At 60.3% G+C, this 13,562-nt stretch carries 12 protein-coding genes; 7 read left to right on the top strand and 5 right to left on the bottom strand.

The annotated features are described in order from the left end of the window. Positions 1-358 precede the first annotated feature (358 nt). Positions 359-1,288, top strand: coding sequence for a glycosyltransferase (locus PPGU16_RS36940; protein WP_180725763.1), 930 nt, complete (start codon positions 359-361; stop codon positions 1,286-1,288). A gap of 14 nt (positions 1,289-1,302) precedes the next feature. Here PPGU16_RS36940 and PPGU16_RS36935 read toward each other — a convergent pair whose 3' ends face one another. Further along, positions 1,303-2,745: an aminotransferase-like domain-containing protein gene (locus PPGU16_RS36935; protein ID WP_180725762.1), complete on the bottom strand. Its 1,443-nt coding sequence runs from the start codon at positions 2,743-2,745 to the stop codon at positions 1,303-1,305. A 353-nt stretch (positions 2,746-3,098) separates the two neighbouring features. On the opposite strand from PPGU16_RS36935, the gene PPGU16_RS36930 reads away from it, so the two are divergent. Continuing rightward, the gene (locus PPGU16_RS36930) at positions 3,099-4,331 is read left to right on the top strand and encodes an NAD(P)/FAD-dependent oxidoreductase (protein ID WP_180725761.1); all 1,233 of its coding nucleotides are present in this window, start codon (positions 3,099-3,101) and stop codon (positions 4,329-4,331) included. Positions 4,332-4,432: 101 nt separating this feature from the next. Further along, positions 4,433-5,581 carry a branched-chain amino acid ABC transporter substrate-binding protein gene (locus PPGU16_RS36925; RefSeq protein ID WP_180725760.1) on the top strand — a complete coding sequence of 383 codons (1,149 nt, stop codon included), beginning with the start codon at positions 4,433-4,435 and terminating at the stop codon, positions 5,579-5,581. Between the two features lie 773 nt (positions 5,582-6,354). Here the strand turns inward: PPGU16_RS36925 and PPGU16_RS36920 are convergent. The 4 genes from PPGU16_RS36920 to tssJ all read right to left on the bottom strand — a co-directional run bounded on the left by PPGU16_RS36920 (position 6,355) and on the right by tssJ (position 9,804). Next, the gene (locus PPGU16_RS36920) at positions 6,355-6,819 is read right to left on the bottom strand and encodes a GNAT family N-acetyltransferase (RefSeq protein WP_180725759.1); all 465 of its coding nucleotides are present in this window, start codon (positions 6,817-6,819) and stop codon (positions 6,355-6,357) included. A gap of 114 nt (positions 6,820-6,933) precedes the next feature. After that, a complete protein-coding gene (icmH, locus tag PPGU16_RS36915; protein ID WP_180725758.1) occupies positions 6,934-7,716 on the bottom strand; it encodes a type IVB secretion system protein IcmH/DotU in 783 nt (260 codons plus the stop codon). After that, positions 7,713-9,056: a type VI secretion system baseplate subunit TssK gene (tssK, locus tag PPGU16_RS36910; RefSeq protein WP_180725757.1), complete on the bottom strand. Its 1,344-nt coding sequence runs from the start codon at positions 9,054-9,056 to the stop codon at positions 7,713-7,715. Before tssK ends, icmH begins: the two co-directional genes overlap by 4 nt. Before the next feature lie 121 nt (positions 9,057-9,177). Next, positions 9,178-9,804 carry a type VI secretion system lipoprotein TssJ gene (tssJ, locus tag PPGU16_RS36905; RefSeq protein WP_180727201.1) on the bottom strand — a complete coding sequence of 209 codons (627 nt, stop codon included), beginning with the start codon at positions 9,802-9,804 and terminating at the stop codon, positions 9,178-9,180. Between the two features lie 349 nt (positions 9,805-10,153). On the opposite strand from tssJ, the gene PPGU16_RS36900 reads away from it, so the two are divergent. The 4 genes from PPGU16_RS36900 to PPGU16_RS36885 all read left to right on the top strand — a co-directional run bounded on the left by PPGU16_RS36900 (position 10,154) and on the right by PPGU16_RS36885 (position 13,521). Further along, positions 10,154-10,843 (top strand): tetratricopeptide repeat protein, encoded by a 690-nt coding sequence (locus PPGU16_RS36900; RefSeq protein WP_180725756.1) that lies wholly within the window; start codon positions 10,154-10,156, stop codon positions 10,841-10,843. Positions 10,844-10,883: 40 nt separating this feature from the next. Then, positions 10,884-11,432 carry a type VI secretion system contractile sheath small subunit gene (gene tssB, locus PPGU16_RS36895; protein WP_180725755.1) on the top strand — a complete coding sequence of 183 codons (549 nt, stop codon included), beginning with the start codon at positions 10,884-10,886 and terminating at the stop codon, positions 11,430-11,432. A 23-nt stretch (positions 11,433-11,455) separates the two neighbouring features. Next, positions 11,456-12,943 (top strand): type VI secretion system contractile sheath large subunit, encoded by a 1,488-nt coding sequence (gene tssC / locus PPGU16_RS36890; RefSeq protein WP_180725754.1) that lies wholly within the window; start codon positions 11,456-11,458, stop codon positions 12,941-12,943. Between the two features lie 74 nt (positions 12,944-13,017). Beyond that, positions 13,018-13,521 (top strand): Hcp family type VI secretion system effector, encoded by a 504-nt coding sequence (locus PPGU16_RS36885; RefSeq protein WP_035995719.1) that lies wholly within the window; start codon positions 13,018-13,020, stop codon positions 13,519-13,521. Positions 13,522-13,562: the final 41 nt, after the last annotated feature.

Here is a 13,562-nt window from a genome sequence, read left to right as displayed (position 1 = left end):
TCGCGAGGCGGAAAGAAGTGCGCGGGCACGTCGCGTCTTTTTCAGTTCGTCAGGTAGGTTCTTCCCATTTGAATGCGCGCTGTAAAAATGCACATGCTGCAAATGTGTAATGGGCACGTCTTTATTTCATGCAAGCAGGTAGAAACGGGTGAAAGCGAATGCACTTCTCAGCGAATCCAAATAATTCGACATGCTTATTAAATGCGATTCGATCCGTTTTTGAAGTTTGATCCTGCCCTTGGACAACACCTCATGGATTTCGGACAATCCTCTCGCGTGTACTCGCCATGCGCCGTTACTGCCGATCATACGTGCTAGCGTTAGTCGGGCGGTTCATGCATGTCGACGACAGGGAGGGATGATGGAGAGCGTGATCGAAAGACACACTGTCGACGATAAGATCGAGGTGCTTGCTACGCGCGTCGCGGTCGTCATCGCGACGAAAGGGCGTCCCGATGCGATACCCAACGTGCTTGCATTTCTCGCGCGTCAAACGATATTGCCTTGTGTCGTTATTCTTTCGGCCACGAATGAAGCTGATATTGGTGAAAAGTACTCGGCGCCTTTTCCCGTGATGCGCGTTTTCGGATCAGCTGGTTTGCCTGCGCAAAGAAATCGCGCGCTCGACGCGCTTCCGCGCGATATCGATATCGTTGTGTTCTTCGACGACGATTACGCTCCATGCCGCGACTGGATCGAGCAATGCGTACGGATGTTCGAGTCCAATCCACGCGTGCTCGGCGTGTCGGGGAAAACCGTGCAAGATGGCTCGAAAGGCTGCCCGCTGACATGGGATGACGCGCGGCGCGTCGTAACCGATGCGGAAAATACGGCGAGTGCGCCGCATACGCTGACGCCTTGCATTTCGCTGTATGGCTGCAATATGGCGGCCCGTTTGAGTGCGATGAGCGACCTGCGTTTCGACGAACGCCTCGTGTTGTATGGCTGGCTCGAAGACAAGGACTTCTCGTGCCGGCTCTCGAGTCGCGGTCCTATCGTGCGATGCGCGCAGATGAGCGGCGTGCATCTCGGCATGGCGTCCGGCCGCGTATCGGGGAAGCGGTTCGGCTATTCGCAGGTCGTGAACCCGAACTATCTGCGGCGCAAGGGCGAAATGTCGCGCCGTGAAGTGGCGCGTTATATCAGCAAGGCGCTCGTCATGAACGCGCTCAAGTCATTCAGACCCGAGCCGCATCTCGACCGTCAGGGACGTTTGATCGGCAATCTGCTCGGCCTGATCGCCATCGTTTCTGGATCGGGCGATCCTGAAAAGGCCGCGAAACTGTAGCGCGAGGCGCTCCGTCAGATCGTGCCGAACAACGCCCGTGGACGATCGCGCAACGCTTGCGCGAGCGTCTGCAGCGCGCTCACCAGCTGCTCACGCGACGATGCGCACGCGAGATTGATCCGCACGCCGTGCTCGACTTCCGCACGATCGACCGCAAAGGCCGACGATGGCATCACGATCACGCCGCGCGCTTTCGCATTCGCGGCGAAATCGTCGGCACGCCACGGCGGCGGCAGCTTGAGCCACACGAACATGCACGCGGGGTCGGACTCCAGCCACTCCTGCGGCAGAATCTGCCGCGCAAGATCATGACGCACGCGAATCTCGGCGAGTTGCGCGTCCATGATGTGTCGTGCGGTGCCGTCCTCGATCCAGATCGTCGCGATCAGCATCGACATCGGTGCGGGCATCCATGCCGTGGTGCGCACGGCTTCGGCGGCGAGCGCGGAACGCTCGGGCGGACTCAGCAGATAGCCGAGACGCAGCCCAGGCGCGAGTATCTTCGATGTCGCGGCGATGTGAAACGTCAGCTCCGGGCAGAGGCTTGCAAGCGTAGGCAGACGCTGCGAGACGAGCGGGCCGTACACGTCGTCTTCGATGATCGCCACGCCATAGCGCCGTGCGATATCGACGAGCGCCACGCGCCGCTCGAGGCTCATCGTCGTCACGGTGGGGTTCTGCAGATTCGGCACTGTGAAGATCGCCTTCACGGGCACACGGCTGCAAATGCGTTCGACTTCATCCGTGAGCAGTCCGTCGCGGTCGCTCGGCACGCTGACGATCTCGAACTGGAACACGGGTGCTAGCGCCTTCAGGCCGTAGTACGTGAGGCGGTCGGCGACGATCACGCCATCCGTGCCGATCAGGCTGTTGAGCACGGCATAGAGGCCATGCTGCGCGCCGCTCGTGACGACGAGATGGTCCTGCGAGGGCGTGAAGCCGGGCCCGGCCATCCACTTCGCGCCTGCGGCGCGTGCCCAATCCGGTCCTTGCGGCGGCTGATATTCCTGTAGCGATGGATAGCGCGGATCGCGCGGCAGATCGGCGAGCGTCGTCGCGAGGCACGCCAGGAACTCGCCTGTCGCGGGCCGGTTGACGGTCAGATCGATCGCGCCGCCCGCTGCGGCATTGGGCGCGCTGGATGTTTCGACGCGCGGCATCGCGCCGCCCGTCACGAGCGAGCCGCGCCGCTTGCTGCCGATCACGAGGCCGCGCAGCTGCAATTCCTTGTACGCGCGCGATACCGTCGACACATTGATGCCCAGCTCGGTAGCGAGCTGACGCTGCGGGGGCAGGCGGCTGCCGGGCGGATAGACGCCGCCGCGAATCTCATCCTCGATCGACGCCGATACCTCGATATAGGTCGCGCGTTTTGTCTGGACCGGCTCGTCGTTTGTCTGGCCCACCTCAGTTGCGGCGCCGTTGCTGCGTGCTGCCTTGTCTCTGCTGGAAGCCATTGTCTCGCCCTGTCTCCATACAAAACAGGCTTTGTCTGCCTGTCTGTGCCAGTTCGCCGGATTTTATACCAGATATGCGTCTCCGCCACCAGTTTCAAGCCTGGCAAGGAGTACGCCCAGTGACGTCAGGGAAAGTCCTGGACCACACAATGAGGTTTTTAATTGCACACAAAAAATTGTTGTGTGATTCTTTTATCGTGTTTTGTGTGGTTTGAATCTCAGGATCGCGTTTGAAGGGGATGTCACGTGGCAGAGAGCAGGGCAAACGCTCGCGCATCGCGCGACGCGGATCAGGGCGGGCGCACTGGCTTTAGGGCAGCAGCCGACGCAGGCACATTGCCGGGAGAGCGTTGATGGCCGAGATTGGCATCGTCGGGGCGGGTTTCATCGGGCTTGCCAGCGCCGGCTGGCTAATGCGCGATGGGCACCGCGTCACGCTGTTCGATCCGGCGGGCGTCGCGCAGGGCGCGTCGTTCGGTAACGCGGGCACGTTCGCGCCGTATGGCTGCATTCCCGTCAACAACCCTTCCGTGTTTCGCGATCTGCCGCGGTTCCTGCTGTCGAGCGAAAGTCCGTTCCGCTTGCGCTGGAGTTATTTGCCGCATCTGTTGCCGTGGCTCGCGCGCTTCATGGTCAGCTCGACGCGCAAGCGCTATGAAGCGAGTGCCGGCGCGCTTGCTGCGCTGCTCGCGCAGGCCCAGGTGGGCTACGCGCCTTTGCTCGAAGAACCCGGACTCGCGAAGTATGTGCGACCGCGCGAATGCCTGTATCTGTATTCGAGCGGCGCGTCGTTCGATGCCTCGCGTGCTTCGCTGGATTTGCGCAAGCAGCTCGGCGTGTCGTTCGACGTGCTGTCTGCCGCCGAGGTGCGCGAACTGGAGCCTGCACTTGCGCCGATCTTCGAGCGCGGCGTGCTCTTCAGCGACAGCTGGCACTTCTCCGATCCACAGGGCTTTTTGCTATCGCTGCATGAACGGCTCGCGGCGCGTGGCCTCGCGTTCGAACGCAAGCGCGTGAACGCGCTTGCGCCCACGGCAGACGGGGTCACGCTGACGACGGACGATGGCACGCCACGCCGCTTCGATCATGTCGTCGTCGCGACGGGCGCGCGCTCCGCGAAATTTGCGGCGCAATGCGGCGACCGCGTGCCGCTCGATACGGAGCGCGGCTATCACGTGCGCTATCGCGGCGCGGCGCAACTGATTTCGCGGCCCGTCGGCTGGGCCGAGCGCGGCTTCTACATGACGCCGATGGACGACGGCGTGCGCGTCGCGGGAACGGTCGAACTGGGTGGCTTCAGCGACGTGCGCAACCGTTCGCTGCTGGACCTGCTGACGTTTTCTTCGAAGCGCGCGTTGCCGGGGCTGACGCAGCCCGACAGTTCGTGGCTCGGCTTCCGGCCTACGCTGCCCGACGGCGTGCCCGTGCTGGGCCGCTCGAGCGACAGCGAGCGCGTGATTTACGCATTCGGACATCAGCATCTCGGACTGACGTTGGCGGGCGTGAGCGGGCGCATCGTGGCCGATCTCGTCGCGCGGCGCGCGCCGCCGCTCGACCTCTCGCGCTACGCGGCGACGCGGTTCTGAGGCGACGCATACGTATTCATTCGAGGACGACTTCGACGCGTCGCGCATCGGGTCAGTCGACAGGCAAGGCGCGCGACATTTTCTATCGACAGGAGCGCATCATGAATCGACGTACATGGGTGATCAGGTTAGCGGTTTGCGCTCTGGCGGCGCATGCTTCGTTTGCATTTGCCGCGGATCCGGAAATCGTCAAGATAGGTTTTGTCGGCCCGTTGACGGGACCCGTCGCGCGGGTCGGCAAGGATCTGCAATACGGCGCGCAACTCGCGCTCGATGAAGAAAATGCGAAGCATCCGACCGTCGCGGGCAAGCCCGTCAAGTTCGTGCTCGACGTGCAGGACGACCAGGCCGATCCGCGCGTCGCGATTCAGGTCGCGCAAAAGCTCGTGGATGAAGGCGTGGTCGGCGTGATTGGTCACTACAACTCGGGGTGCAGCATTCCGGCCTCGACTGTGTACCACAACGCCAATGTGGCAATGATCACGCCTGGCTCGACCAATCCGCAGCTAACCAGGCAGGGTTACAAGAACGTGTTCCGCACGATGGGGCATGACGGCATTGGCGGCGTGGTGGCGGGGCATTTCGTCGTCGAGCAGATGAAGGCGAAGCGCATTGGCATCATCGACGACCGCACGGCATTTGGGCAAGGTCTCGCCGATGCATTCGAGAAGGGCGTGAAGGAAGCGAACGGCAACATCGTGTCACGCGAATTCACCAACGACAAGGCCGTCGACTTCCGCGCGATTCTCACTTCGCTGAAGAGCAAGAATGTCGACGTGATTTTCTTTGGCGGACTGGACGAGCAGGGCGCGATGCTGGTCAAGCAGATGCGATCGCTGGGTATGCAGACGCAGTTGTTTGGCGCGGGCGCGTTGAAGAGTAATGCCTTCTTGCAGATAGCGGGGTCTTCGGGTGAGCGCACCCAGGATCTCGAGCCGGGACCCGCGCTTGATAAGTTGCCTGCGGCGCAGGAATTCGGCAAGCGTTACAAGGCGCGGTTCAATCAGGATGTCGAACTTTATGCGCCTTTTGCGTATGACGCTGCGCTCGCTATGTTGAAGGCGATTCATGATGCTAATTCGCTTGATCGTGCGAAGATTGTTGAGAGTTTGGGGAAGGTGTCTTTGACGGGTGTCACCGGGAAGATTACTTTTGATCCTTATGGGGATTTGATTCGGCCGCCATACACACTCTTTGAAGTGCAGCAGGGGCAGTGGAAGAGTGTCAAGACTGTGGGGGGAGGGGTGTAAAGGTTGGGGTATTTGGGTATTTGGGCTTTTTTCGCTGGCATCCGCGTGATGTTATTGGTTCGCAAGCGTTGCCCCTGTGCGGGGCGGCACCTACTTTTCTTTGCCGCCGCAAAGAAAAGTAGGCAAAAGAAAGCGGCTCACACCGCCAGCCCATGTTCCTGTCCACGGGCCCCCAACGTCCCCACACTTCACACGGCAGTGCCCTTGTTCGCCTGCGTTGCCAACGCGCTGAATGAACGCCTCACCCACTTCAAACACCCGCACAAGGGCAAGCGGCAGCGACTGGTTGCTGCCGCCCAGGTGGCAAACTGTGTGTAGGTTGTCGAGTCGTATGCGTTAGCGCTCTTACAGGTGGAACGCGTGCGTTACCGGTCCGAAGTGAGGCGTGTGGAGCACTTGGGCCGACACACGGTTTGCCACCTGGGCGGCCGTGGAATATCTGGCACGGCGTGCTGTAACGCGGGCACATGAAGCGGGTGAGGCGTACAGAGAGAACGTTGGCAACGGACGCGAACTGGCGCGTTGCCGTGTGAAGCGTAAGAACCTTTGGGGGCCCTCAGGCAAACATAAGAACTGGCGGTGTGAGCCGCTTTCTTTTGCCTACTTTTCTTTGCGGCGGCAAAGAAAAGTAGGTGCCGCCCCGCACAGGGGCAACGCTTGTGAACCAGAGGCATAACGCGGACGCCAGCACAAAGGCCAAAACACCGACCGGCGAAACCCACACCACGAGGGCAACTAGCGGATGCCAGCGCAAACGCCAAAACACCAACCATTCACAGCACCAGCTCAAGAAACCTCGTCCCCTCAACAGGATTAAAAACATAAGCAGAAATCGGCCTGAACCCTAAAGCAGCATAGAGCCGCTGCGCGCTCTTCATACTCGGCAGCGTATCGAGCCGCATCCTCCGATACCCCGCTTCCTTAGCGGATTGAACGACAGCCTGTGCAAGAAGTGTCCCGATCTGATGCCCGCGCCCTTCGGGCCGCACATAAAGTCGCTTCATCTCGCAGATATCAAACTCGAAAGGCCGCAGCGCAACGCTGCCGATCAAACGTTCATCGCGCCACGCGAGCAATATCGTGCCACGCGGCGGCGAGTACTTACCAGGCAGCGCGGACAGTTCCTCATCGAACGCCTGAAAGCTCAGGTCAATACCGAGACCATCCGCGTACTCGCGGAAAATCGCCCGCACCAAGTCGATATCGTCAGGAAAACAAGCGGGCCGAATCTCGATCATCGAAGTCTTCCTGCAATGCGTGATGTATCCAAGTGTAGTCGCGGATTGCGATACGTTCACGCCAAAGAGAAAGCGACAAATGCAGAAGCACCTCGCACGAGAACCGGCAAAAGATCAGGGAAGAGAAATAGTCAGATTCGCCGACTGCGGCCCAAGCCGGATAATCTGCGAGTAAGGCGCAAGCGAGCGCAACGTCGCATCCTTCAGATAGGTGTTAAGCCCGAGGAACGCCACGAGGCCAACGAGCGCAAACACAGCACCGATCGTCCACAGCGGGACCTCTCGCTTGAGCCGGTGCGCAATCTGATCGGGCAACGCCCAATGCGGCGCAAACGGCGCACGTTTGCCCTTCATATGCGCGATTTCATCGCCAAGACGCGCAGTCAGATACGCAAGCTTTTCCGACCCTTCGAGCAAATACTTGCCCTGAAAGCCCAGCAGCAAACACATATGAAAAACCTCGAGCGATTGCAGACGCGCGGCCCCTTGCGCACGACATTCCTCCAGATGCTGGAAGAACTTCTCACCAGCAAGCTGCTCGCCGAACAACGCAAGCTGCAGCGGACGGCGCTCCCACTCCGTACGGATCGCAAACGGCGACGACAACACCATCTCATCGACGGCTGCGCAGAATGCGAACTTCGCCGTGTACGCGTCTTCCGCCGCAACGTCGAGCTTTTTCGCGCCGCGCTCGAAATCACCCAGGAACTGCTGGATGCGATTCATGAACTCGGCAGCGTTGCCCGGTTCGCGCCCGTTCTTCAACAGGAACAGCATGAAAAAGCCGTCGTACAGCAGATCGAGCAGCGAGCGGACCTGATAGCTCGGCTGCAATGCGGACGGCGGCAGCGCGGACGGCTGCGTGCTGGTGTCGAACAGGGAAGGTGCGTAGCTCATGGTGTGACCGCGATCAGTTCGAGTTTGAGATCGTTGAGTCCCGACGGTGCGTAGATCATCGTCGAACGGGCCTGCAACATGCGTTCATAGAGCGCGCCGCGTGCTTCCAGCGAGAAGTAGCATGCGCCCGGCCGCACGGGAATCGCGGGCGGCACTTGCGGCGTGTACGCGAGCCGCACGCCCGGCATCGCCGAGAGCACGAGCTTGTCGACGTCGTCGGGGGCGCCCACCTTGAAGCGCGCGGGCACGGCGTCGACGAGTTCGACGGCGGGCAGATCCGCCGACACGGCGAGGAAGAACTGCGTCTTGTCGTCGATCTTGCCCGAGTCGAGGCGCCCCGCATGGAACGACGGGCGGACTTCTTCGAGCGCGATCGCGAAGTAGCGCGTCGAGATCACCGTCTCCAGCAGATCGCGCAAGATGCCGTCGAGACGCGCGAAGCCCGGCCCAGGATCGTCGTGCCGATAGGCGGGCAGATCGGCGAGCGCGTAGCCTTTGGAGAACGTCATCAGCTGGCCCGCGAGTCGCAGCAGTTCCTGAAACAGCCGCTCGGGATGCAGCGCCGAATGCTGATACAGATGCGCGAGCGCGGCAAACGCGGCGCTCGCGGTATGCAGTAGCCAGAACGACGCAATGTCACCCGAACGGAATTCGATGATGTTCTTGGTCGGTTCGCGATGAAAACCATAAAGCGCATTCACCTTCGCCTGCAACGCGTCGATCAGTTGACGCAGCCTTTGATGCAGAAGCGGCGAGGCATCGATCGCCAGGCACGGCGGCACGAACGACTCGTCCAGCTCGAAACCGGAAGTGGCCGTGCGGCGCACGCGCACGAGCGGCACGGACAGTAGCTGGTCGCGCGGTTCGCTGTGCGCGATCAGCTTCACGCTCGTCTTCAGAAACGTGATGTCGGCTTCCGCAGCGTCGGTGAAATGATCCGGCACGACGCTCTGCCTGCTGACGTAGCGCGACACGAAACCGTCTTCATCGGTCGAATAGTTCTGCCCCGTTTCACGCACGGGATGCAGCGCGAGATAGAACGTGAATTCATTGATGCCGTCGGGCAGCGTGTCGAGCGCGACGGGCGGCGGCAGTTCATCCGCCTGTGGCGCGGCGTAGAGCGCGCCATCGGGAAACACGAGCGACAGTTCGCTTACGCGCAGCACGTTGCTGCCGAGCGCATCGCGGTCGAAGCGCACCGAACGCACGCCCCAGTTGTACGGCTGGATGGCCTGGATCGATTCGAACAGGCGTGCCTCGTGGTACGCGTCCTGTCGCTGGAAATGCTGTGGCCTCAGAAAAAGGCCTTCCCCCCAGAGCACCTTTGCGGAATAACTCATCGCGAACCTGTCTTTATGCGAATCACATCTTTAAGCGGGGATGGCAATGCCCGATTAAGTGGCAATTCGGGCATTTATCACGCGCCATTGTTAATTGTTAAATGACATTTAAACGTCATCTTTAGCCGCAACTGACCGACGACAGCAAATTTAATGACTGCACGGGCAATGCCTGATCGGGCGGAATCACCGTGCCATTTGTCACCGTCATTGCACAGTTATGCAGCCCGATCATTATGCCGGATTTCTCCGATTTTCCTGGATCGAACGCGAACTTCCAGCGCTGCAAGGCGGGATCGCGGAATAGTGCCACGATACCGAATGCCTGCGCCTCGCGCGATACCTTTTCGGTGACGTTATAGCGCTGCCCGGGAATGAGCGTCACTTCGCGCACGCCAAGCAGATCGCCGCCCAATGTGCTCTTTTCTTTAGTAGGATCAGTAAACGTATCGAAAGGCGCCTGTTGAAAAGAGGTGGGATCTTTCAGCGTGTAGAGGCGCACGACTAGTGCAAGCGGACGCTTGTCATTCGCTGCGTTGAGATTGGACGCCGCATATAAGGTCAAGCCGATATTGCGCGGCGGCTTTTGCGAGTCCGGCACGTCCGGCTTGCCGATTCCCGCGGCCTGCAAGGCCGACGAGGCGGCCGCGCCGAGCACGCTGACGCCGGCCGCGCAGCCCCCCAGCAGCGAGCTTCCGCCCAGACTCAATGCGATTAGCGATGCAACCCGGATAGCGCGCGTATTCATTCTATATAGACCGGCATTCGAGCCGGCTACCCCTGTTGAATTGTCAATTAAAACGGTAGACGAGTGCTTCGTTTTCACCCTGCGCGTGTCGGGTTGCAAGCAATGAGCTGAAAGACCGGCAGCGCAGCGACTCAGGAAATTATTGCCGCCAATCGATGCTCAATGAATTGCCGATGGCAATAATTTACCGGCTATGTCGAAGATATTGTATTGGCGTCTTATCCGAGTTTCCCTTCGATAGATGAAAGTTGAATTAATAAAAATTGGCCTGTACTATACGCGCGCACTTAGTGCAAAGCAAAACCGTTTTCTTCCAGATTATAAAATTCGCAACGGCGGTGAAACAACGATGAAAAATCGGCTCTTTACCAGTCTTTCTGGGGCAGTGCTGGTATGCGGCATGATTGCCGGATGCGCCACGCAGGGAAATTCCACTCCACCGACGCCCGAAGCATTTAACAAAGCGCTCAGCGACGCAGATACCGTAGCGAAGAATGGCGATCAGGATCGCGCCATCGCGCTTTATCAGCAATTGGCCAAAACCGATCCGACGCGTGAAGAGCCGTGGTCGCGTATTGCGCAGATCCAGTTCACGCAAGGTCATTACGGCCAGGCCATCGTCGCCGCGCAGGAGGCGCTGCAGCGCGACCAGACCGACCGCCAGGCTAAGAGCGTGCTGGCTGTCGCAGGCTTGCGCGTCGCGACGCAATCGCTCGGCGAGTTGCGTCAGGACGCGGCGCTTGCGGGCGACGCGAAGTCGGATGCGCAAGCGCTCGCCAGGCAATTGCGCGACACGCTCGGCGAAGCGACGCTGTTCCCGCCCGACGCGAGCGACAAACAGGCTGTGAAGAAGAAGCGTGTCGTGCGTCACGTCGCGAAACAGGCGCCGAAGGCAACGGATCCGGCCGACAGCAGCGCCGCCGCGCCGGCTGCCAATGCGCCTGCGCCGACACCTGCCGCTGCGCCCGCCACGCCCGCTGCACCCGCGAAAGCAGCGCAAAGCGGCGGCGCGTCCGATCCCTTTAGCGCGCTGCGCTGATAGCAGTCTGGTCTGAACCACACGCAACCGGGAGCCGTCGATGGCCAAGAAAGAAAGTATTCAAAAGCGCTTGCAGAAGGTACGGCCGCCGCGCGTTCAACTGACCTACGAGGTCGAGCGCGGCGATGCGATCGAAGTGAAGGAACTGCCGTTCGTAGTCGGCGTGGTCGCCGATCTCGCCGGACAGTCGGAAGTCGAACAGCCGAAGTTGCGCGATCGCAAGTTCGTCAGTATCGACCGCGACAATTTCGACGACGTGATGAAAGCCATCGAGCCGCGCGCGGCCTTCCAGGTGGAAAACCGCCTGAGCGATGCGGGCGGCAAGTTCGGTGTCGATGTGCGTTTCCGCTCGATGGCCGATTTCAATCCCGACGAAGTGGTTGCGCAGATCGAACCGCTGCGCCGTCTGCTCGAAGCGCGCTCGAAGCTCGCGGATCTGCGCAACAAGCTGGCCGGCAACGACAAGCTTGAAGATCTGCTTGGCGAAGTGCTGAAGAACACGCAGCAGTTGCAGGCGCTCGCCGGGACGACGCAACGCGCCGAGGGCGATAGCGCAGGCAGCGAATCGCGTACCGACGAGAACAAGTAGCCTCACCAGGCACCGGGGGTAACATGAATCAGCAAGCGGCTGCAGCCCAATTTTCCGACGCGCAGGCGAGCGAAGGCGTGTCGCTTCTCGACGAAATCGTCGAGAAGAGCAAGGTAGCGAAGTCCGAATCGGAACATGCTCGCGCGAAAGATCTGATCGGCGAACTTGTGAATCAGGTACTGGACGGCACGGTGATCGTGTCGGACAACCTGTCGGCAACGATCGACGCGCGCGTCGCCGAACTCGACCGCCTCATCTCCGACCAGTTGAGCGCCGTGATGCACGCGCCCGAATTCCAGCGCATGGAAAGCACATGGCGCGGGCTCGACTATCTGTGCAAGGAAAGCAACACCGGGTCGACGATCAAGATCAAGGCGCTGCATGCACCGAAGCGCGACCTCGTACGCGACTTCAAGACGGCCATCGAATTCGACCAGAGCGCGCTCTTCAAGAAGGTCTATGAAGAAGAGTTCGGTACGTTCGGCGGGTCGCCGTTCGGCACGCTGATCGGCGACTTCGAAATCACGCGTCAGCCGGAAGACATGTACTTCATCGAGCAGATGTCGCACGTTGCGGCGGCTGCGCATGCGCCGTTCATTACGTCGTCGTCGCCGGAACTGCTAGGTCTCGAGTCGTTCGCCGATCTCGGCAAGCCGCGCGATCTCGGCAAGGTGTTCGATACCGTCGAATACGCGAAGTGGAAGTCGTTCCGCGACGCCGAAGATTCGCGCTATGTCGGCCTGACGCTGCCGCGCTTCCTGGGCCGCCTGCCGTTCAATCCCAAAGACGGCGCGACGGCGGAAGGCTTCAATTTCGTCGAAGACGTGGACGGCACCGATCACAGCAAGTACCTGTGGTGCAACGCCGCCTGGGCATTCGCTGCGCGCCTGACGGCCGCATTCGACGACTTCGGCTGGTGCGCGGCCATTCGCGGCGTGGAAGGCGGCGGTCTCGTGGAAGATCTGCCCACGCATACCTTCAAGACCGACGACGGCGAAATCGCGCTGAAGTGCCCGACCGAAATCGCGATCACCGACCGCCGCGAAAAAGAACTGAGCGATCTCGGCTTCATTCCGCTCGTTCATTGCAAGAACTCCGACTATGCCGCATTCTTCGCCGCGCAGTCCGTGCAGAAGCCGAAAAAGTACAACACCGACAGCGCGAACGCGAATTCCGTCCTGTCTGCGCAATTGCAGTACATCTTCTCGGTATCGCGCGTCGCGCATTACCTGAAGGCGATGATGCGCGACAAGATCGGGAGTTTTGCATCGGCGCAAAATGTCGAAGTATTTCTGAACCGCTGGATCTCGCAATACGTGCTGCTCGACGATAACGCGACCCAGGAACAGAAAGCGCAGTTCCCGCTGCGCGAGGCCTCGATTCAAGTCTCGGAAGTTCCCGGCAAACCCGGCTCGTATCGTTCGGTCGCGTTCCTGCGTCCGCACTTCCAGCTGGATGAGCTCTCGATTTCCTTGCGCCTCGTGGCGGATCTGCCGAAACCGGCAAATTGATAAACGGAGTCAGTACGCCCGGGTAGGCCGCCCGGGTGACTGTAAAAACCACCTCTTTGGGGAGTCGCGCAATTATGAAGGACATCTACTTAAAATTCGGCAATCCTGCAATCAAGGGTGAATCTGCCGACAAGGACCATCAGGGCTGGATCGAAATCGATTCGTGGACGCATGCGATCACGCAACCGCGTTCGGCGACGGCATCGACGGCGGGCGGTCATACGTCGGAGCGCTGCGAGCATGCCGACATGGCGTTCACGAAAGACATCGACGTCGTCAGCCCGCTGCTTTATCAGCACGCGTCGGGCGGCACGACCTTCGACGAAGTGACGATCGACTTCATGCGTTCGGACGGCGAAGGCAATCGCATCAAGTATCTCGAAGTGAAACTGAAGTACGTGATCATTTCGAGCATCACACCGAGCGTAGTCGGCGAAGGTTTGCCCACGGAAGCGTTCTCGCTGAAGTACGCTGCCGTGCAGTGGAAGTACACGCAACAGAAGATCGGCGGCAATCAGGGCGGCAATGCACAAGGCGCATGGAGCCTGACGAAGAACGACAAGACGTACGCGGTTTGATGACGGCGGGTTCGCGTGTCGCAGTGCACGCGGACCCGTTG

The sequence above is a fragment of the Paraburkholderia largidicola genome (genome assembly GCF_013426895.1).
GTDB classification, from domain to species: Bacteria; Pseudomonadota; Gammaproteobacteria; order Burkholderiales; family Burkholderiaceae; genus Paraburkholderia; species Paraburkholderia largidicola.
This window is presented reverse-complemented; position numbering and strand designations above follow the sequence as displayed.